This window comes from Pseudomonas sp. ZS1P83 (assembly GCF_054897825.1).
Genome location: NZ_CM142706.1, coordinates 1,290,201 through 1,308,886, shown reverse-complemented (window position 1 = coordinate 1,308,886; position 18,686 = coordinate 1,290,201). Strand labels below are relative to the sequence as shown.

General features: G+C 59.6%; 18 protein-coding genes. 12 read left to right on the top strand and 6 right to left on the bottom strand.

Features of this window, described 5'->3' with window-relative positions; translation table 11 throughout:
• Positions 1-52: 52 nt before the first annotated feature.
• A complete protein-coding gene (gene pdxB, locus ACYZT0_RS06235) occupies positions 53-1,195 on the bottom strand; it encodes a 4-phosphoerythronate dehydrogenase PdxB (protein ID WP_462045072.1) in 1,143 nt (380 codons plus the stop codon).
• A gap of 329 nt (positions 1,196-1,524) precedes the next feature.
• Between pdxB and ACYZT0_RS06230 the strand changes: the two genes are divergently transcribed.
• A complete protein-coding gene (locus ACYZT0_RS06230) occupies positions 1,525-2,934 on the top strand; it encodes an MATE family efflux transporter (RefSeq protein WP_462045071.1) in 1,410 nt (469 codons plus the stop codon).
• Here ACYZT0_RS06230 and tusA read toward each other — a convergent pair.
• Positions 2,931-3,182 carry a sulfurtransferase TusA gene (tusA, locus tag ACYZT0_RS06225; RefSeq protein ID WP_095052036.1) on the bottom strand — a complete coding sequence of 84 codons (252 nt, stop codon included), beginning with the start codon at positions 3,180-3,182 and terminating at the stop codon, positions 2,931-2,933. The genes ACYZT0_RS06230 and tusA overlap by 4 nt on opposite strands.
• Positions 3,183-3,364: 182 nt before the next feature.
• Positions 3,365-4,438 (bottom strand): 23S rRNA (cytidine(2498)-2'-O)-methyltransferase RlmM, encoded by a 1,074-nt coding sequence (rlmM, locus tag ACYZT0_RS06220; protein WP_462045070.1) that lies wholly within the window; start codon positions 4,436-4,438, stop codon positions 3,365-3,367.
• A gap of 221 nt (positions 4,439-4,659) precedes the next feature.
• On the opposite strand from rlmM, the gene acnA reads away from it, so the two are divergent.
• The 3 genes from acnA (at position 4,660) to ACYZT0_RS06205 (ending at position 9,966) form a co-directional block, all read left to right on the top strand.
• The gene (acnA, locus tag ACYZT0_RS06215; protein ID WP_462045069.1) at positions 4,660-7,401 is read left to right on the top strand and encodes an aconitate hydratase AcnA; all 2,742 of its coding nucleotides are present in this window, start codon (positions 4,660-4,662) and stop codon (positions 7,399-7,401) included.
• Positions 7,402-7,505: 104 nt separating this feature from the next.
• Positions 7,506-8,297 carry a CPBP family glutamic-type intramembrane protease gene (locus ACYZT0_RS06210; protein ID WP_462045068.1) on the top strand — a complete coding sequence of 264 codons (792 nt, stop codon included), beginning with the start codon at positions 7,506-7,508 and terminating at the stop codon, positions 8,295-8,297.
• A gap of 103 nt (positions 8,298-8,400) precedes the next feature.
• Positions 8,401-9,966, top strand: coding sequence for a methyl-accepting chemotaxis protein (locus ACYZT0_RS06205; protein WP_462045067.1), 1,566 nt, complete (start codon positions 8,401-8,403; stop codon positions 9,964-9,966).
• A 101-nt stretch (positions 9,967-10,067) separates the two neighbouring features.
• Here ACYZT0_RS06205 and ACYZT0_RS06200 read toward each other — a convergent pair whose 3' ends face one another.
• Positions 10,068-10,757: an alpha/beta family hydrolase gene (locus ACYZT0_RS06200; RefSeq protein WP_462045066.1), complete on the bottom strand. Its 690-nt coding sequence runs from the start codon at positions 10,755-10,757 to the stop codon at positions 10,068-10,070.
• A gap of 109 nt (positions 10,758-10,866) precedes the next feature.
• Here ACYZT0_RS06200 and ccoN (ACYZT0_RS06195) point away from each other — a divergent pair, with 109 nt between their 5' ends.
• From ccoN (ACYZT0_RS06195) to ccoP (ACYZT0_RS06160), 8 genes are all read left to right on the top strand, one after another.
• Positions 10,867-12,291, top strand: coding sequence for a cytochrome-c oxidase, cbb3-type subunit I (gene ccoN / locus ACYZT0_RS06195; RefSeq protein WP_462045065.1), 1,425 nt, complete (start codon positions 10,867-10,869; stop codon positions 12,289-12,291).
• Positions 12,292-12,301: 10 nt separating this feature from the next.
• A complete protein-coding gene (ccoO, locus tag ACYZT0_RS06190) occupies positions 12,302-12,910 on the top strand; it encodes a cytochrome-c oxidase, cbb3-type subunit II (RefSeq protein ID WP_283183761.1) in 609 nt (202 codons plus the stop codon).
• Between the two features lie 9 nt (positions 12,911-12,919).
• A complete protein-coding gene (locus ACYZT0_RS06185) occupies positions 12,920-13,138 on the top strand; it encodes a cbb3-type cytochrome oxidase subunit 3 (RefSeq protein WP_462046508.1) in 219 nt (72 codons plus the stop codon).
• Entirely contained in the window at positions 13,135-14,088 is a 954-nt protein-coding gene (gene ccoP / locus ACYZT0_RS06180) for a cytochrome-c oxidase, cbb3-type subunit III (protein WP_462045064.1), read from the top strand. Before ACYZT0_RS06185 ends, ccoP (ACYZT0_RS06180) begins: the two co-directional genes overlap by 4 nt.
• Positions 14,089-14,570: 482 nt before the next feature.
• Positions 14,571-16,013, top strand: coding sequence for a cytochrome-c oxidase, cbb3-type subunit I (gene ccoN, locus ACYZT0_RS06175; protein ID WP_462045063.1), 1,443 nt, complete (start codon positions 14,571-14,573; stop codon positions 16,011-16,013).
• A complete protein-coding gene (ccoO, locus tag ACYZT0_RS06170; RefSeq protein ID WP_462045062.1) occupies positions 16,013-16,621 on the top strand; it encodes a cytochrome-c oxidase, cbb3-type subunit II in 609 nt (202 codons plus the stop codon). Before ccoN (ACYZT0_RS06175) ends, ccoO (ACYZT0_RS06170) begins: the two co-directional genes overlap by 1 nt.
• Positions 16,622-16,626: 5 nt before the next feature.
• Complete coding sequence (locus tag ACYZT0_RS06165) at positions 16,627-16,812, top strand: CcoQ/FixQ family Cbb3-type cytochrome c oxidase assembly chaperone (protein ID WP_003175465.1); 186 nt, start codon at positions 16,627-16,629, stop codon at positions 16,810-16,812.
• Positions 16,809-17,792: a cytochrome-c oxidase, cbb3-type subunit III gene (ccoP, locus tag ACYZT0_RS06160; RefSeq protein WP_462045061.1), complete on the top strand. Its 984-nt coding sequence runs from the start codon at positions 16,809-16,811 to the stop codon at positions 17,790-17,792. Before ACYZT0_RS06165 ends, ccoP (ACYZT0_RS06160) begins: the two co-directional genes overlap by 4 nt.
• 79 nt (positions 17,793-17,871) lie before the next feature.
• Here the strand turns inward: ccoP (ACYZT0_RS06160) and ACYZT0_RS06155 are convergent, their stop codons facing one another.
• The gene (locus ACYZT0_RS06155) at positions 17,872-18,120 is read right to left on the bottom strand and encodes a hypothetical protein (protein ID WP_462045060.1); all 249 of its coding nucleotides are present in this window, start codon (positions 18,118-18,120) and stop codon (positions 17,872-17,874) included.
• Positions 18,117-18,353 (bottom strand): hypothetical protein, encoded by a 237-nt coding sequence (locus ACYZT0_RS06150; RefSeq protein WP_462045059.1) that lies wholly within the window; start codon positions 18,351-18,353, stop codon positions 18,117-18,119. The genes ACYZT0_RS06155 and ACYZT0_RS06150 overlap by 4 nt, the downstream gene beginning before the upstream one ends.
• Positions 18,354-18,686 lie beyond the last annotated feature (333 nt).

The following is an 18,686-nucleotide window of genomic DNA, read 5'->3' as shown; positions in this document are numbered from 1 at the left end:
TTTTTGTGGGTGCTTTTTGAGGGTGCTGCGCACCCTAGAGCCGACTCGGTCTCTAGACAGCCGTTGCGCCAAGTGCCGCTACAATCTTAAGCAAAGCAGGAGAATCCCCCTCAATCCGCACCTTCAACCCATCAATCTCTCGCCGCTGCGGATAATGCTTGCGCAGTGAATCGAACGCCGCACGCTGTTCGTTCACGTTGCCTACAAGGCTGCGACGGAAATCCGCATCATCACGGCGCGGGTCGTACACACCACGGCACAACATGGCCAGCGCCCAGGCCGGATTGCTTGCAGCGTTCAAGGTCACTTGCGACAACCAGGGCGCCGGCAGCAAGTCGCTCAAGGCGACCTGTGCCGGCTGCCCGATAAATTTGCAATACGCCTCATAGATCTGCGCGGTCCCACGCTGTTTGCCATCGAGGCTGTAACCGGCGATGTGCGGGGTCGCCAGCACGCAGAGATCGGCCAACGCCACATCGACTTCAGGCTCACCCTCCCAAACATCCAGCACCGCTTGCAGGTCTTCACGTTGCAGCAGCACTTGGCGCAGGGCGGCGTTGTCCACCACCGGGCCGCGACTGGCGTTGATCAGCCAGGTACCGGATTTGAGTTGGTTCAACCGGTTTTTATCGAACAGATGCCAGGTCGCCTGAGCGCCGTGTTTCTTCAACGGCGTGTGCAGACTGATGACATCGCACTGCTCGATGATCTGTTCGAGGCTGACGTAATCGCCACCTTCAGCGGCTTGCCTTGGCGGATCGCAGACCAGCACCTTCCAGCCCAGACCTTGCAGAACCTTGACCAAACGGCCGCCCACTTCACCGGCACCGACTACACCGTAGGTGCGCTGCGTCAGGTCAGCGCCTTCGATTTCGGCCAGGGTCAGCAGACTTCCGAGCACGTAGTCGACCACGCCGCGGGCATTGCAGCCGGGTGCGCTGGACCATGTGATGCCGGCTCGCTGAAAGTAATCCAGGTCCAGGTGATCAGTGCCGATGGTGCAGGTGCCGACAAAGCGCACCTTGCTGCCTTCGAGCAACGCGCGGTTGACGTTAGTCACCGAACGCACCAGCAGCACATCGGCCTGTTCGACGGTGGCGCGGTCAATGGAACGTCCCGGCACCTGGCGGATTTCACCGAAACCTTCAAAGAAAGCATCGAGCAGCGGGATATTTTCGTCGGCAACAATCAGCATGGCAGGCTCCTTTGGCGGATCGGCAGTGTAGGCGGAGACGACCGTAGTGGGCCAGCGGGCATTGCACCGTCCCTGTAGCAGCTGGCGAAGCCTGCGTTCGGCTGCGTAGCAGTCGCGAGACCTGAGCATGCGATTTTCCTGAATCACCGCAGAGCCTGATTTCACGACTGCTGCGCAGCCGAACGCAGGCTTCGCCAGCTGCTACAGGGCTGCGTTGTCGCAACGTTCGGAGGTCGATTACAAATCCGCAACACAGCTCTTTTCCTGACCACTGCGTCAAGGCGTAGAATGCGCCGCCTCGCGCATCAATTTCTTTGGACGTTTCGCCCTTGAATTCCGTGACTGACCGCCTCGCCGCTAATTCGCTCACCCGCCCGGCCCGGGTTCGCCTGGAGCTGAAAAACCTGCTCGGCCTGGCCCTGCCGATCATGATCGCGCAACTGGCGACCACCGCCATGGGCTTCGTCGATGCGGTGATGGCGGGCCGGGTCGGGCCACGGGATCTGGCGGCCGTGGCGCTGGGCAACTCGATCTGGGTGCCGGTGTTTCTGTTGATGACCGGCACTCTGTTGGCCACCACGCCGAAAGTCGCCCAGCGTTTCGGCGCTGGAAACCACAGCGAGATCGGCCCGATTGTGCGTCAGGCGCTGTGGCTGGCCTTGGTGGTGGGCTTGATGGCGACGTGCATGTTGTTCAGCGCCGAACCGATTCTTCACGTCATGAAAGTCGATCCCGAACTGATCGGCCCGTGCATGCAATACCTGCACGGCATCGCCAGCGGTTTGCCTGCGGTCGCGTTCTACCATGTGTTGCGCTGTTTCAGTGACGGCATGGGCCGCACTCGCCCGGCGATGATCCTCGGTTTGTGCGCCCTGGCGCTGAACATCCCGCTGAACTACGTCTTCATTTATGGCCACTTGGGCGTGCCCGCCATGGGCGGTGCCGGTTGTGGCTGGGCGACGGGGATTGTGATGTGGTTCATGGCCCTCGGCATGATGGCCTATACACGCTGGGCGCCGGCCTACCAGAAAAGCGAGCTGTTCAGCCGCTTCGACTGGCCACAATGGTCGGTGATCAAACGCCTGCTGGGCATCGGCCTGCCGATCGGCATCGCGGTGTTCGCCGAATCGAGTATCTTCGCGGTGATTGCCCTCCTGATCGGCAGCCTCGGCGCGACTGTCGTGGCGGGCCACCAGATTGCGCTGAACGTCAGCTCCCTGGTGTTCATGATCCCTTACTCGCTGGGAATGGCCGTCACCGTGCGCGTCGGCCAGGCACTGGGCCGTAGTGAACCCCGTGATGCCCGCTTCGCAGCGGGCGTCGGCATGGGCACTGCCCTGGCGTATGCGTGCCTCTCGGCGAGCATGATGCTGTTGCTGCGCGAGCACATCGCCACGATCTACACCGCCGACCCGACAGTGATTCACGTGGCGGCAATGCTGATTGTGTATTCGGCGCTGTTCCAGTTTTCCGATGCGATCCAGGTCACTGCGGCCGGTGCGTTGCGCGGCTATCAGGACACTCGGGTGACGATGATCCTGACGCTGTTCGCTTACTGGGGGATTGGTTTGCCGGTGGGTTACGCGTTGGGCCTGACCGACTGGTTTGGCACGCCGAGCGGCCCGAGCGGGCTGTGGCAGGGTTTGATCGTCGGCTTGAGTTGCGCGGCGCTGATGCTGTCGATCCGCCTGACGCGCAGCGCACGCAAGCGGATTCGTATCAGTCATTCGGCAAGTTAAGCGAGTTTCTTGCGGATCCAGTAGAGGTAGGTGCCTGCCTCTTCGTGCTGCGCGACCAGTTCGTGGTCGAGAAACACGCAAAACTTGGGAATGTCGCGACGGGTCGACGGGTCGGTGGCGATCACCTTCAGCAAGCCGCCGGGCGCCAGGTCACGGATATGCTGGTGCAGCATCATCACCGGTTCCGGGCAGTTGAGGCCGGTGGCATCGAGGGTGCCGTCTACCGGCGTATCAATCATTTCACTCATGATTCACTCCTGAAACTTGCCGGCATTGTCGCGCATTGCCGGGTGTTCGGTCATCTATGGCGTACACCGCCCACGCCCTTGTAGGAGCGAGCGGTGCGGCGATCCGACTTGCCCGCGAAGCTTTTGGCGTCCTCAAGGGCCCCTTCGCGGGCAAGCCTCGCGCCTACAGGGATCGCGGTGCGCTAGCGGGATTTCGGTTTCTTTGTGTCCAGTCGGCGCAAGTGGCACGTCACTTCTTCACGGTCGTGGTACAGCTGTTTGCAGCCGATCTCGACCCGAATGCCGCGCTCCTTGAACCCGTCGGCAATACGCTCCAGCAAACGCTTCACTTCGGCGTAACGCTGTTTCATTGGCAGCTTGAGGTTGACCACCGCTTCGCGGCAATGCCCCTCGCCAATCCATTCTTCCAGCATCGCGGCGTTGCGCGCCGGTTTCTCGACGATGTCGCAGACCATCCAGTCCACCGGTTGCTTGGGCTTGAACGTGAAACCGTCGGCCATCAAGTGTTGCACCAGACCGGTGTCCATCAGGCTTTCGGCCATCGGACCGTTGTCGATCGCGGTCACCAGCATGCCGCGGTTGACCAGTTGCCAGGTCCAGCCACCGGGTGCAGCGCCAAGGTCGACGCCAGTCATATCACTGTGCAGACGCTCATCCCACTGATCGCGCGGGATGAAGTGGTGCCACGCCTCTTCCAGTTTCAGCGTCGAACGGCTCGGCGCCTCACGCGGAAACTTCAGACGCGGGATGCCCATCGGCCACATGGCCGAGTTATTCGACTCGGCCAGCCCCATGAACACTTCGCGGCCACTTTTGAAAGTCAGCAGCAGGCGCGGTTTATGGGCATCTTCAACCAGTTTGCCAGCCGCTATCAGCGCCTTGCGCAGGTGGCCTTCGAACTTCTTGCAGAAGTTCGACAGTTCCTTGCCATCGTTGGTGTCGACCATTTCCAGCCACAGGCTGCCGCACAGCGGGAAGTCTGCCATGTGGGCGAGGATCACGCTGATGCGGTCGGTTTCCGGCAGATCGATGAAGATCCCGCGAGCCCATTGGCGCGGGAAGATCAGATCGGCGAAACGCTGACCACGCATCAGGCGCTGGGCGCCGTCTTCTTCGGTGCAGATGAATTCAGCGCAGGCGCTGGCAGTCTTGGCCTTGGCATAACCGGCCACGTTCAGCCGCGCGGCGTGTTCGGAAATCTCGGAACAGACTTCGCTTTCGAAGCCCGGCCGGCAATGCATAAAGAGGGTGTTCATTCTTACTCCTGGGCAGATGGCGAGAAATTCAACCACTGCGCGATGCCCAGACTTGCGTTGAAGCAAAGCCTGTCACGAAAACCGGCGCATGATAGCCGAGTTCGGAACCATGGACTTGGCCATAGAGTCCAGTTATTAGCTTTAGCGAATGAACAGGGCTAGGTTAAAGCTCTGTCTGCCCCCTCAGTCCGTAGCCGTGCGGACCCAAAGGAGTTATTTCAATGCCGTCCCTCGATAGCCTGAAAACCCTTAAAACCTTACAAATAGACGACAAGACCTATCACTATTTCAGCTTGCCGGATGCCGCCAAAAGCCTGGGCGATCTCGACAAGCTGCCCATGTCGTTGAAAGTGCTGCTGGAAAACCTGCTGCGCTGGGAAGATGAAAAAACCGTCACTGGCGCTGACCTCAAGGCGATTGCCGCCTGGCTCAAGGAGCGTCGCTCCGACCGCGAAATTCAGTACCGTCCCGCACGGGTATTAATGCAGGACTTTACCGGCGTACCTGCCGTGGTCGACCTCGCCGCCATGCGCGCCGCGATGGCCAAGGCCGGCGGCGACCCGCAGCGTATCAATCCGCTCTCCCCCGTGGATCTGGTGATCGACCACTCGGTGATGGTCGACAAATTCGGCAGTTCAAGCGCCTTCGAACAGAACGTCGACATCGAAATGCAGCGCAACGGTGAACGTTATGCGTTCCTGCGCTGGGGCCAAAGCGCCTTCGACAACTTCAGCGTGGTGCCCCCGGGCACCGGGATCTGCCACCAGGTGAATCTGGAATACCTGGGGCGCACGGTCTGGACCAAGGTCGAGGACGGCCGCACGTACGCCTTTCCGGATACCCTGGTCGGCACCGACTCCCATACCACCATGATCAACGGCCTCGGCGTGCTCGGCTGGGGTGTCGGTGGGATCGAAGCGGAAGCGGCGATGCTGGGCCAACCGGTGTCGATGCTGATCCCGGAAGTGATTGGCTTCAAACTCACCGGCAAGCTCAAGGAAGGCATCACCGCCACTGACCTGGTGCTGACCGTCACCCAGATGCTGCGCAAGAAAGGCGTAGTCGGCAAATTCGTGGAATTCTACGGCGACGGCCTCGCCGACCTACCGCTGGCTGACCGTGCGACCATCGCCAACATGGCCCCGGAATACGGCGCCACCTGCGGCTTCTTCCCGGTGGACGACATCACCCTGGACTATCTGCGTCTATCCGGTCGCCCCAGCGAAACCGTGAAACTGGTCGAGGCCTACAGCAAAGCCCAGGGCCTGTGGCGCCTGCCGGGCCAGGAACCGGTATTCACCGACAGCCTGGCGCTGGACATGGGCAGCGTTGAGGCCAGCCTTGCCGGGCCGAAACGCCCCCAGGACCGGGTATCGCTGCCGAATGTCGCGCAAGCGTTCAGTGACTTCATCGAACTGCAATTCAAACCAACCAGCAAGGAAGTCGGTCGTCTCGAAAGTGAAGGCGGCGGTGGCGTCGCGGTGGGCAATGCCGATCTGGCCGGCGAAGCGGACTACGAGTACGACGGTCAGACTTATCGCCTGAAAAACGGCGCGGTGGTGATCGCCGCGATCACCTCCTGCACCAACACTTCCAATCCGAGCGTAATGATGGCCGCCGGCCTGGTGGCGAAGAAAGCCGTGGAGAAAGGCCTCAAGCGCAAACCGTGGGTCAAGAGTTCGTTGGCCCCAGGCTCGAAAGTGGTCACCGACTACTACAAGGCTGCCGGCCTGACCCAGTACCTTGATGAACTGGGTTTTGCACTGGTCGGCTACGGCTGCACCACGTGTATCGGCAACTCCGGCCCCTTGTCGGAGCCCATCGAAAAAGCCATTCAGGCAGCCGACCTGACCGTCGCCTCGGTGCTGTCGGGCAACCGCAACTTCGAAGGTCGCGTGCATCCTCTGGTGAAAACCAACTGGTTGGCCTCCCCGCCGCTGGTCGTTGCTTACGCGCTGGCCGGCACGGTGCGCATCGACATCAGCAGCGAGCCATTGGGTACCGACAAAGAGGGCAACCTGGTTTATCTGCGGGACATCTGGCCGAGCAGCAAGGAAATCGCCGACGCCGTGAATCAGGTCAGTACCGCGATGTTCCACAAGGAATACGCCGAAGTGTTTGCCGGCGATGAGCAATGGCAGGCGATTGAAGTGCCGCAAGCGGCGACCTATGTCTGGCAGGACGATTCGACTTACATCCAGCATCCGCCGTTCTTCGATGACATCGGCGGGCCACCGCCGGTGGTCAAGGACATCGCCGGTGCCAGAGTCCTCGCGCTGCTGGGTGATTCGGTGACCACCGACCACATCTCTCCGGCCGGCAACATCAAGGCCGACAGCCCCGCAGGCCACTTCCTGCGCGAGAAAGGCGTAGAACCACGGGACTTCAACTCCTACGGCTCCCGTCGCGGCAACCACCAAGTGATGATGCGCGGCACCTTCGCCAACATCCGCATTCGTAACGAAATGCTCGGCGGCGAAGAAGGCGGCAATACGATTTACATTCCCACCGGGGAGAGGATGCCGATCTACGATGCGGCGATGCGTTATCAAGCCTCGAGCACGCCGCTGGTGGTGATTGCCGGGCAAGAATACGGCACCGGCTCGAGCCGCGACTGGGCGGCCAAGGGCACCAATCTGCTGGGGGTCAAAGCAGTCATAGCCGAAAGCTTCGAACGAATTCACCGCTCCAATCTGGTGGGCATGGGCGTGTTGCCCTTGCAGTTCAAGCTGGATCAAAACCGCAAGAGCCTGAACCTGACCGGCAAAGAGACGCTGGATATTCTTGGTTTGACAGGCGTCGAGCTGACACCGCGGATGAACCTGACGCTGGTGATCACCCGTGAAGACGGCAGCCGCGAGAAAATCGAGGTGCTGTGCCGGATCGATACCCTTAACGAGGTGGAGTACTTCAAATCAGGGGGGATTTTGCATTACGTGTTGCGGCAGTTAATAGCGTCGTAACAGCCCGCTGACACAGACACCGCCTTCGGGCGGTGTTTTTATTTGTGTGCCGCTTATAATCGCGCGCCTCGCCACAACAGCACTTCAATCTGAAAGGATTTTCAATGCTTGCCCTGCCATGGACCTACCTGGCCCTGCTCTCCCTCGGTTATGCCCTGTCCCTGTCCTACGGCCATCTCGGCTGGCTCGCCGCAATCTCCGTCGCATTGCTGCTGATCGCCGGTTTCGCCACTCGCCAGCAACAAGTCCCGATCGGCCGCCACTTCGGTCACGGCCTGTTCATATTCATGGCCCTGGCACTGGCCATGCACTGGCTTCCCGGCTTCTATAACGGTCCGGGCATCAATCCTCAACGATTCACCGATGATGCCGTGTCGTTTTTCATGTACCTGAATCTGGACAAACCCCTGATCGGTTTCTGGCTGCTACTGGTCTGCCCATGGATCGTCGGCCGGCGCTCACTGCGGCTTTCCATGTTGGCCACCGCCATGGCACTGCCCATCAGCGCCGTACTCGCCCTGGGTGGCGCGCTGTTGCTCGGCGTAATCAGCTGGGCGCCAAAATGGCCGGACCAGGCCTGGCTGTGGCTGCTGAACAATTTGCTGCTGGTGACACTGGTGGAAGAAGCGCTGTTTCGCGGCTACATTCAGGGCGGCCTGGCGCGGCAACTCAAGAACCTGCCTTATGGCGAAAATCTGGCGTTGCTGCTGACATCGCTGCTGTTCGGTCTGGCGCATGTGGGCGCGGGCTGGCATTGGGTGTTGCTGGCGAGTCTGGCGGGGGTCGGCTACGGTCTGGCCTACCGTTTCGGCGGGTTGGGTGCCGCCATCGCCACCCATTTCGGCTTGAACCTGCTGCACTTCGGCCTGTTCACCTATCCGATGCTCGCCGGCTGACGCAATGGCCGTTTTGCGACGCGATGCTGATTACTGAAAAATATTTTCAACTAATTCCTGACAGCGCCGACAACCATTCAAAGCCTTGCGGATTGAAATTGCCATGCGTAACAACCAACCCATTACACAACGCGAACGGACCTTCCCGGCTCAGCAACGGTTGATTTCCACCACCGATGCCAAAGGCGTGATCACCTACTGTAACGATGCGTTCGTCGAGATCAGCGGGTTTTCTCGTGAAGAGCTGATCCGTGCGCCGCATAACCTGGTCCGTCACCCTGACGTCCCGGCCGCGGTGTTCGCGCACATGTGGGGCACACTGAAGCAAGGCTTGCCATGGATGGGCATCGTCAAGAATCGCTGCAAAACCGGTGATCATTACTGGGTTAACGCCTACGTCACACCGGTTTTCGACGGCAACCAGGTGATCGGTTACGAGTCGGTGCGGATCAAACCCACCGCCGAACAGATCCAGCGTGCCGAAGCACTCTACCAACGCATCAACCAGGGCAAGTCGGCGATTCCTTCAACAGACAAATGGCTGCCGGTGCTGCAGGACTGGCTGCCGTTCATTCTGGTCAGCCAGCTGAGCTTCATGATCGGTGCGTCGCTCAACTCCCAATGGGGTTTTGCGTTGGCCGCCGGTCTCTCTGTGCCATTGGGCTTGCTGGGTTTGAGCTGGCAACAGCGCGGCCTCAAGCGTCTGCTGCAACTGGCCGGACAGACGACCTCCGACCCGCTGATCGCGCAGATGTACACCGACAGCCGTGGCGCTCAAGCACGTCTGGAGATGTCGATCCTCAGCCAGGAAGCGCGCCTGAAAACCTGCCTGACCCGTCTGCAGGACACCGCCGAGCACCTGAACGAGCAAGCGAAACAGTCCGACACCCTGGCGCACAAAAGCTCCACTGGCCTGGAACGTCAGCGCGTCGAAACCGAGCAAGTGGCCACCGCTGTCAACCAGATGGCGGCTACCACTCAAGAAGTCGCCAGCCACGTGCAGCGCACTGCCGACGCCACCCAGGAAGCCAATCGCCTCACCGGTCGCGGCCGCGACATCGCCGGGGAAACTCGCGAAGCCATCCAGCGACTGTCGGTGGTGGTCGGTGAAACCGGTATGACCGTGACCCAACTGGCCAAGGACAGCGACGAAATCGGTGGCGTGGTCGATGTGATCAAAGGCATCGCCGACCAGACCAACCTGCTGGCCTTGAACGCCGCCATCGAAGCGGCCCGTGCCGGCGAGATGGGGCGTGGGTTTGCTGTGGTTGCCGACGAAGTCCGTCAACTGGCGCAACGCACCAGCGAATCCACCGGGCAGATCCACGCGCTGATCGCCAAGCTCCAGCAAACCGCCAGCACTGCAGTTCAAACCATGGAAGCCGGGCATCGCCAGGCCGAAGAAGGTGTAGCGCGGGTACTGGAAGCGGACCAGGCACTGGTGGGGATCAGCGAAGCGGTGGCCAACATCACCGACATGACCACCCAGATTGCCGCCGCGACCGAAGAGCAAAGCGCTGTCGCCGAAGAAATCAGCCGCAACATCAGCAACATCTCGCAACTGGCAGATCAGACGTCGGAACAGGCTCAACACTCGGCGTTGTTGAGTGAAGAGCTGACGAAGACGGCGAATACTCAGTATTCGTTGGTGGAGCGGTTTAACCGCTGATCCTCACCTGATCATTCCCACGCTCCGCGTGGGAATCTCCGCGTCCCACCAGCGGACGCAGAGCGTCCATTGAGGCATTCCCACGCAGAGCGTGGGAACGATCACTGACCGAGAAACGCCGATACCTTCTGCGCCGCAGCCGCCAAATGCTGCTCATGCGTAAACCCGGAAGCCTTCAACGGCTTCAAGTCATGATCCCCCGCCACCAGCCAGAACACCTCGATACTCGGTGCCAATGTATAAGCCTCGACGGCCTCGCGATTCCCCAGCGCATCTCGCTCACCCTGCACAATCAACGTCGGTGTCTTGAGCGCGGCCAAATGCTCGATTCGGGGTTTCTCCGGTTTGCCGACCGCATAAAACGGATAACCCAGACACACCAACCCATCCGCCCCCAACTCATCGGCCAATAAACTCGCCATCCGTCCGCCCATGGACTTACCGCCAATGGCCAGGCGCCCAGCGACATGGCGTCGCACCACGGGGTAAACCTCACGCCAGCACTCCAGCAACTTTGGCGCCGGGTTCGGAGGACGTTTGCCGCCATCAATGCGCCGTTGTGCCATGTAGGGAAACTCGAAACGCAGCACATTGACGCCTTGAGCAGCAAGGCGCGCAGCCATGTCGTTCATCCAGCCACTGTCCATCGGCGCCCCAGCGCCATGAGCGAGAATCAGCGTCACAGGTTCAGCCGAGACCTTTAAAGCAGCCTCATTCCACAACCATCCATGATCCTGCACACACTGCGCCCATTGATCCCCGTCAATACTGGCCTTGTGCTCTTTGTCCATGCTTGCCTCGCTTTTAGTCTGCCTATAACTCCAGGCGAAGGGAGCGTCTGCCTTGCGGCTTACTCGCAAAGACGGGCCTTCACTTCGGCTGAACCGTGGATGGGGAACCATGAACACTTCTATCAGTACCGCCTACAACTACAAGGTGGTCCGCCAATTCGCCATTATGACGGTGGTGTGGGGCATCGTCGGCATGGGGCTCGGGGTTTTTCTCGCGGCCCAATTGGTCTGGCCTGAACTCAACTTCAATCTGCCGTGGACCAGCTTCGGGCGCCTGCGCCCGCTGCACACCAACGCAGTGATCTTCGCTTTTGGCGGTTGCGCCCTGTTCGCCAGTTCATTCTATTCGGTGCAGCGCACCTGCCAAACCAAGTTGTTCGCGCCGAAAATCGCCGCGTTCTGCTTTTGGGGTTGGCAAGTGGTGATCCTGCTGGCGGCCATCAGCTTGCCGCTGGGTTACACCAGCTCCAAGGAATACGCCGAGCTGGAATGGCCGATCGACATTCTGATCACCATCGTCTGGGTCGCCTACGCCGTGGTGTTCTTCGGCACGCTGGCGACGCGCAAGACCAAGCACATCTACGTCGGCAACTGGTTCTTCGGTGCATTCATCATCACCGTGGCGATTCTGCACATCGTCAACAACCTTGAGCTGCCGGTGAGCTTCACCAAGTCCTACTCGGTGTACGCGGGTGCGACCGATGCCATGGTTCAGTGGTGGTACGGGCACAACGCCGTAGGCTTTTTCCTCACCGCCGGTTTCCTCGGGATGATGTACTACTTCGTGCCGAAACAGGCCGAGCGTCCGGTGTACTCCTACCGCTTGTCGATCGTGCACTTCTGGGCGCTGATCACCCTGTACATCTGGGCCGGCCCGCACCACTTGCACTACACTGCGCTGCCGGACTGGGCTCAGTCGCTGGGCATGGTGATGTCGCTGATCCTGCTCGCGCCAAGCTGGGGCGGGATGATCAACGGCATGATGACGCTCTCGGGCGCCTGGCATAAGTTGCGCAGCGATCCGATCCTGCGCTTCCTCGTGGTCTCGCTGGCGTTCTACGGCATGTCGACCTTCGAAGGGCCGATGATGGCCATCAAAACGGTCAACGCCCTCTCCCACTACACCGACTGGACCATCGGCCACGTTCACGCCGGCGCTCTTGGCTGGGTAGCGATGATCTCTATCGGCGCGCTGTACCACATGATTCCGAAAATCTTTGGCCGCACGCAGATGCACAGCATCGGCCTGATCAACGCGCACTTCTGGCTCGCCACCATCGGCACCGTGCTCTACATCGCTTCGATGTGGGTCAACGGTATCGCCCAGGGCCTCATGTGGCGCGCAATCAATGAAGACGGCACGCTGACCTACTCCTTCGTCGAAACCCTGGTGGCCAGCCACCCAGGCTTCGTCGTGCGACTGGTGGGTGGTGCGGTCTTCTTCAGCGGCATGTTGCTGATGGCCTACAACACCTGGCGCACCGTGCGGGCCTCGCAGCCTGCCGAAGTCGCCGCTGCCGCGCAGATCGCCTGAGGAGGCCGCCATGAAACACGAAACAATCGAGAAAAACGTCGGCCTGCTGATGTTGTTGATGGTGCTGGCTGTGAGCATTGGCGGCCTGACCCAGATCGTCCCGCTGTTCTTCCAGGACGTGACCAATAAGCCGGTGGAAGGCATGAAGCCCTACACCGCGCTGCAACTGGAAGGTCGCGACATTTACATCCGCGAAGGCTGCGTCGGCTGCCATTCGCAGATGATCCGCCCGTTCCGCGCCGAGACCGAACGCTACGGCCACTACTCGGTGGCCGGTGAAAGTGTCTGGGATCACCCGTTCCTGTGGGGCTCGAAACGTACCGGTCCGGACCTGGCTCGGGTCGGCGGTCGCTACTCCGAAGACTGGCACCGCGCGCATTTGTACAACCCGCGCAACGTGGTGCCGGAATCGAAAATGCCCGGCTATCCGTGGCTCGTGGACAATCAACTCGACAGCAGCCACACCGAAAGCAAGATCAAGGCGATGCGCACCCTCGGCGTGCCGTACACCGACGACGACATCGCAGGCTCAGTCGCCTCGCTCAAGGGCAAGACCGAAATGGACGCACTGGTCGCTTACCTGCAAGTGCTTGGCACATCCATCAAGAGCAAGAGGTGAGTCATGGCCATGTTCTTTGGAATAAGTAGCGAATTGAGCAGTGGAATGATCCGCGGCCTGGGCACGGTCGTGGTGTTCGTGGCCTTTGTCGGCCTGACGCTGTGGGTGTTCAACGGCAAGCGCAATCCGGAATTTGCCGAAGCGCGTTTGCTGCCGTTCGCCGACGAGCCGCAGCCCGACAGCGTCATCACCCAAGAACCTGCAACAAAAAGGAGTACCCGGTCATGACCACCTTCTGGAGTACGTGGATCTGCGTACTGACCATCGGCAGCCTGATCGGCCTGACCTGGCTGCTGATCGGCACCCGCAAGGGCGAAACCAAGGGCAGCGTCGACCAGACCATGGGCCACAGCTTCGACGGCATCGAGGAGTACGACAACCCGCTGCCGCAGTGGTGGTTCATGCTGTTCGCCGGCACGCTGGTGTTTGCCGTGGGCTATCTGGTGCTTTACCCAGGGCTGGGCAACTGGAAAGGCATCCTGCCGGGTTACGAGGACGGTTGGACCGGCGTCCACGAGTGGGAAAAGGAAATGGCCAAGTCGGATGCGAAGTTCGGACCGATCTTCGCCAAATTCGCGGCGATGCCCGTGGAGGAAGTGGCCCAGGATCCGCAAGCGCTGACAATGGGCGGACGCCTGTTTGCCTCCAACTGCGCGGTCTGCCACGGCTCGGATGCCAAGGGCGCGTTTGGCTTCCCGAACCTGGCTGACAGCAACTGGCGCTGGGGCGGCAACGCCGACACCATCAAAGCCACGATCATGGGCGGTCGTATGGCCGCAATGCCGGCCTGGGGCGAAATCCTCGGTGATGCCGGAGTGAAGAATGTCGCCGCTTATGTGCGGCATGACCTGGCCGGCCTGCCGTTGCCTGCCGACAGCGGTGCCAATTTGCAAGCCGGACAGCAAGCGTTCAGCACCCTGTGTGTAGCCTGTCATGGAGCAAACGGCCAGGGCACTGAAGCCATGGGCGCGCCGAATCTGACGCAACCAGCCGGTTTTATCTATGGAACAGGCCTGACGCAGCTTGAACAAACGATTCGTCATGGCCGCCAGGGCCATATGCCGGCGCAGAACGAATTGCTCGGTAACGACAAGGTGCAACTGCTGGCCGCTTACGTTTACAGCTTGTCCCAGGGTCTGAGCACAGATCGTTTGCAGGCTGAAGGCAAACACGAATAAATCTCGACCGCTCTGCTGCCGCATTCTTCCGGATGCGGCAGTTCCCTGCTTCTTTGCGACCAAGTGTCGCACCCTCCGTTAGTCCTCCTTTCGGTTCCCCGGATTCGGGTCTAAGCTTGCTCCGATGCGGACTGGCATGAGCCGGTTCCAGGTCGACCCAACCCGATGTGTTTGACGAATCTGCTCGATGACAAGCCGCAAAGGCTGGTAGATACCGGCTGTCCTGCCAATTGCCATCTGTCACCCGATCGTTGGGTTTGAACACACCCCGTTACATCCGACCTGACCCCCTCACCATTTTCGTCTGCTGCGACATTTTGCTCTGGGGCAATTTTGTCCTTACTCGGCGCATGGAAAGGCCGCAGAATCAGCTTTTGAAAGCATTGACCCAGGTCATGGCGCGTTGCAATGACCCCTCGCTTTCTCCATACTTGCGACCGATTTTTACTCCTAATAAAACACCCAAACCGTGGAACCTTAGAATGAGCACAGCAATCAGTCCGACTGCTTATAACTATAAGGTAGTCCGCCAGTTCGCCATCATGACGGTGGTCTGGGGGATCCTTGGCATGGCGCTCGGTGTCTTCATTGCCTCGCAACTGGTCTGGCCGGAGTTGAACTTCGGTCTGGCATGGACGAGCTTTGGACGCCTGCGCCCGTTGCACACCAACCTGGTGATTTTCGCCTTCGGTGGTTGCGCATTGTTTGCCACTTCTTATTACGTCGTGCAGCGAACCTGCCAAACGCGACTGATTTCCGACAGCCTCGCCGCCTTCACCTTCTGGGGTTGGCAAGCGGTGATCGTCGGCGCGATCATTACCTTGCCGCTGGGTTACACCACCACCAAGGAATACGCGGAACTGGAATGGCCCCTGGCTATTCTGCTGGCCATCGTCTGGGTTACTTACGGTCTGGTGTTCTTCGGCACCATCACCAAGCGCAACACAAAGCACATCTATGTGGGTAACTGGTTCTACGGTGCCTTCATCGTTGTGACGGCGATGCTGCACATCGTCAACCACGCTTCCCTGCCGGTCAGTTTCTTCAAGTCCTACTCGGCCTACGCGGGTGCGACTGACGCGATGATCCAGTGGTGGTATGGCCACAATGCGGTGGGTTTCTTCCTGACCACCGGCTTCCTGGGGATGATGTACTACTTCGTTCCGAAGCAGGCCGAGCGTCCGATCTACTCCTATCGTCTGTCGATCGTTCACTTCTGGGCGCTGATTACCCTGTACATCTGGGCCGGTCCGCACCACCTGCACTACACCGCTCTGCCGGACTGGGCTCAGTCGCTGGGCATGGCGATGTCGATCATCCTGCTGGCGCCAAGCTGGGGCGGCATGATCAACGGCATGATGACCCTGTCGGGCGCCTGGCATAAGCTGCGCACCGACCCGATCCTGCGCTTCCTCGTGGTATCGCTGGCCTTCTACGGCATGTCGACCTTCGAAGGCCCGATGATGGCCATCAAGACCGTGAACTCGCTGTCTCACTACACCGACTGGACCATCGGCCACGTACACGCCGGCGCTCTTGGCTGGGTAGCAATGATCTCGATCGGCGCGATCTACCACATGATCCCGAAACTGTTCGGTCGTACGCAGATGCACAGCATCGGTCTGATCAACGCGCACTTCTGGCTCGCGACCATCGGTACCGTTCTGTACATCGCTTCGATGTGGGTCAACGGCATCACCCAGGGTCTGATGTGGCGTGCAATCAACGATGACGGCACCCTCACCTACTCGTTCGTCGAAGCGCTGCAAGCCAGCCATCCTGGTTTCATCGTTCGCGCCCTGGGCGGTGCGTTCTTTGCCAGCGGCATGCTGTTCATGGCCTACAACGTATGGCGTACCGTACGTGCCTCGAACCCGGCTGAAGCCGAAGCCGCCGCTCAGATTGCTGTAGTTGGAGCTCACTGATGAAGCATGAAGCAGTCGAGAAGAACATTGGCCTGCTGGCCTTCTTCATGGTAATCGCCGTCAGCATCGGCGGCCTGACCCAGATCGTTCCGCTGTTTTTCCAGGACGTCACCAACAAGCCAGTCGAGGGCATGAAGCCGCGCCCGGCGCTGGAACTTGAAGGCCGTGACATCTACATCGCCAACGGTTGTGTCAGCTGCCACTCGCAGATGATCCGCCCGTTCCGTGCTGAAACCGAACGTTACGGCCACTACTCGGTCGCCGGTGAAAGCGTCTGGGACCACCCCTTCCTGTGGGGTTCCAAGCGTACCGGTCCGGACCTGGCCCGTGTCGGCGGTCGTTACTCCGATGACTGGCAGCGTGCGCATTTGTACAATCCGCGCAACGTGGTGCCTGAGTCGAAAATGCCGGCCTACCCGTTCCTCGTGGAAAACAAGCTCGACGGCAAAGACACCGCCAAGAAAATGGAAGTCTTGCGTACGCTCGGCGTCCCTTACACCGACGAAGACATCGCCGGTGCCCAGGATGCTGTGAAGGGCAAAACCGAAATGGACGCGCTGGTGGCCTATCTGCAAGGCCTGGGCACCATCATCAAAAGCAAACGGTGATTTAGATGGATATCGGGATGATTCGTGGCCTGGGCACCGTTGTTGTGATGGTGGCCTTCATCGGTCTGGCGTTGTGGGTGTTCAGCCCCAAGCGCAAGTCGGAGTTTGAAGACGCGACCTTGCTGCCTTTCGCGGATGATCCCGAAGCCATCAAGCACGTCGAGCAAGCTTCTAGGAGTAACAAAGAATGACTACGTTCTGGAGTCTGTACGTCACAGTCCTCAGTCTCGGCACTATCTTCACCCTGACCTGGCTGCTGCTGTCCACCCGCAAGGGCCAGCGCAGCGAAGCCACTGAAGAAACGGTTGGCCACTCCTTCGACGGGATCGAGGAGTACGACAACCCACTGCCGAAATGGTGGTTCATGCTGTTCGTGGGCACCATCATCTTCGCCCTGGGCTACCTGGTTCTGTACCCGGGCCTGGGTAACTGGAAAGGCCTGCTGCCGGGTTACAACTACCTCGATAACGACAAGCAGACCGCGTTCGCCAACGGCCAGAACGGCTGGACCGGCGTTCACGAGTGGGAAAAGGAAATGGCCAAGTCGGACGCCAGGTTCGGCCCGATCTTCGCCAAATTCGCTTCCATGCCCATCGAAGAAGTGGCCAAAGACCCGCAAGCCCTGAAAATGGGTGGCCGCCTGTTCGCCTCCAACTGCTCGGTTTGCCACGGTTCCGATGCCAAGGGCGCTTATGGCTTCCCTAACCTGACCGACGCCGACTGGCGCTGGGGCGGCGAGGCAGAAACCATCAAGACCACCATCATGGGTGGCCGTCATGCGGTCATGCCGGCGTGGGCTGAAGTGATCGGCGAGCAAGGCGTTGCTAATGTTGCCTCGTTCGTGCTGACCAACCTCGATGGCCGCAAGCTGCCGGAAGGCACCAAGGCTGACCCGGTTGCCGGCCAGAAGCTGTTCGCTGCCAACTGCGCGGTGTGCCACGGCCCGGAAGGCAAAGGTACGCCAGCAATGGGCGCACCTAATCTGACCCACCCGGCAGCGTTCATCTACGGTTCGAGCTTTGCTCAACTGCAGCAGACCATCCGTTACGGCCGTCAGGGCCAGATGCCTGCGCAGGAACAGCTGCAAGGCAACGACAAGGTTCACCTGCTGGCGGCTTACGTCTACAGCCTGTCTCACGGTGAGAAAGCGCCGGTGGCGGACGCTCAGTAAGGCAAACGCTTGAGGCAACAAAAAACGGCCCCACCAATGTGAATTGGCGGGGCCGTTTTCATTTCTGCCTCAAGCCTGCTTACTTCAACACAGGAATGAGCCTCACGACTTCACGACTAGGCCAGTTGCTTTTGTGTGCTGCGCTGATTTTCAGAGACTTTCGATCTTCGGTAAAACTGCCAATCAGATAGGTTTGCCGAGAAGCAGATCCGCTCATGAATACCGGCACTTCGCCAAACAACTCCCATTTTTTGGAAAACCTATGGATCCCTACCCCCCAGTGATCATGCCCGCCAAACACAGCGGTCACTTTGTATTGCTCGATCATCTGTTTAAATCGGGAAATTTGCGCATCACTGCCTGCCCAGTCATAAACCTTGGCATATTGAGAATAATAATTTTTCCCTGCGCTCTCGCACTCTTCAGGTCACGCTCAAGCCAGTCCAGCGCATCAGTAATTTCAAAGGACGTTCGAGCAATCGGATTACCGGAAGTAAAATTTACGGCATAAGTCGGCTCGTTATTCAACTGAACCAAATGTACATCACCGAACTCAGCCAACCCAACAGTTATTCAACACACAAGGAAGTCATTATGTCCGAGCAAAACACTAGCACTCACCCCGACAACATTGAACATCCAAGGAACAATGAAGACGCACCACTGACAGAAGTGGTCAACGAGACAAGCATCCAGAAACCTCGTGTAAGATTCGCAAATATCGAAAGCAGCGCAGATAGAAAACGCGGTACCGGCGGACTGGGCAGCTTGGGAGGCGGCCGGCTTCCTTGAGGCTGGTCTAACCGCCGCAGTTATGGAGTGCAGCGCAGCGCGCTGCACTCCATTGTTGTATCGCGCGTCGGTTGCCAAGGAAGAACATGATTCGTTTATAGT

Coding starts and splice junctions, on each gene's coding strand:
- pdxB (WP_462045072.1), bottom strand. CDS start 1,195: ATGCTGATTGTTGCCGACGAAAATATCCCGCTGCTCGATGCTTTCTTT.
- tusA (WP_095052036.1), bottom strand. CDS start 3,182: ATGAGTGAAATGATTGATACGCCGGTAGACGGCACCCTCGATGCCACC.
- rlmM (WP_462045070.1), bottom strand. CDS start 4,438: ATGAACACCCTCTTTATGCATTGCCGGCCGGGCTTCGAAAGCGAAGTC.
- acnA (WP_462045069.1), top strand. CDS start 4,660: ATGCCGTCCCTCGATAGCCTGAAAACCCTTAAAACCTTACAAATAGAC.
- ACYZT0_RS06210 (WP_462045068.1), top strand. CDS start 7,506: ATGCTTGCCCTGCCATGGACCTACCTGGCCCTGCTCTCCCTCGGTTAT.
- ACYZT0_RS06205 (WP_462045067.1), top strand. CDS start 8,401: ATGCGTAACAACCAACCCATTACACAACGCGAACGGACCTTCCCGGCT.
- ACYZT0_RS06200 (WP_462045066.1), bottom strand. CDS start 10,757: ATGGACAAAGAGCACAAGGCCAGTATTGACGGGGATCAATGGGCGCAG.
- ccoN (WP_462045065.1), top strand. CDS start 10,867: ATGAACACTTCTATCAGTACCGCCTACAACTACAAGGTGGTCCGCCAA.
- ccoO (WP_283183761.1), top strand. CDS start 12,302: ATGAAACACGAAACAATCGAGAAAAACGTCGGCCTGCTGATGTTGTTG.
- ACYZT0_RS06185 (WP_462046508.1), top strand. CDS start 12,920: ATGTTCTTTGGAATAAGTAGCGAATTGAGCAGTGGAATGATCCGCGGC.
- ccoP (WP_462045064.1), top strand. CDS start 13,135: ATGACCACCTTCTGGAGTACGTGGATCTGCGTACTGACCATCGGCAGC.
- ccoN (WP_462045063.1), top strand. CDS start 14,571: ATGAGCACAGCAATCAGTCCGACTGCTTATAACTATAAGGTAGTCCGC.
- ccoO (WP_462045062.1), top strand. CDS start 16,013: ATGAAGCATGAAGCAGTCGAGAAGAACATTGGCCTGCTGGCCTTCTTC.
- ACYZT0_RS06165 (WP_003175465.1), top strand. CDS start 16,627: ATGGATATCGGGATGATTCGTGGCCTGGGCACCGTTGTTGTGATGGTG.
- ccoP (WP_462045061.1), top strand. CDS start 16,809: ATGACTACGTTCTGGAGTCTGTACGTCACAGTCCTCAGTCTCGGCACT.
- ACYZT0_RS06155 (WP_462045060.1), bottom strand. CDS start 18,120: ATGATCGAGCAATACAAAGTGACCGCTGTGTTTGGCGGGCATGATCAC.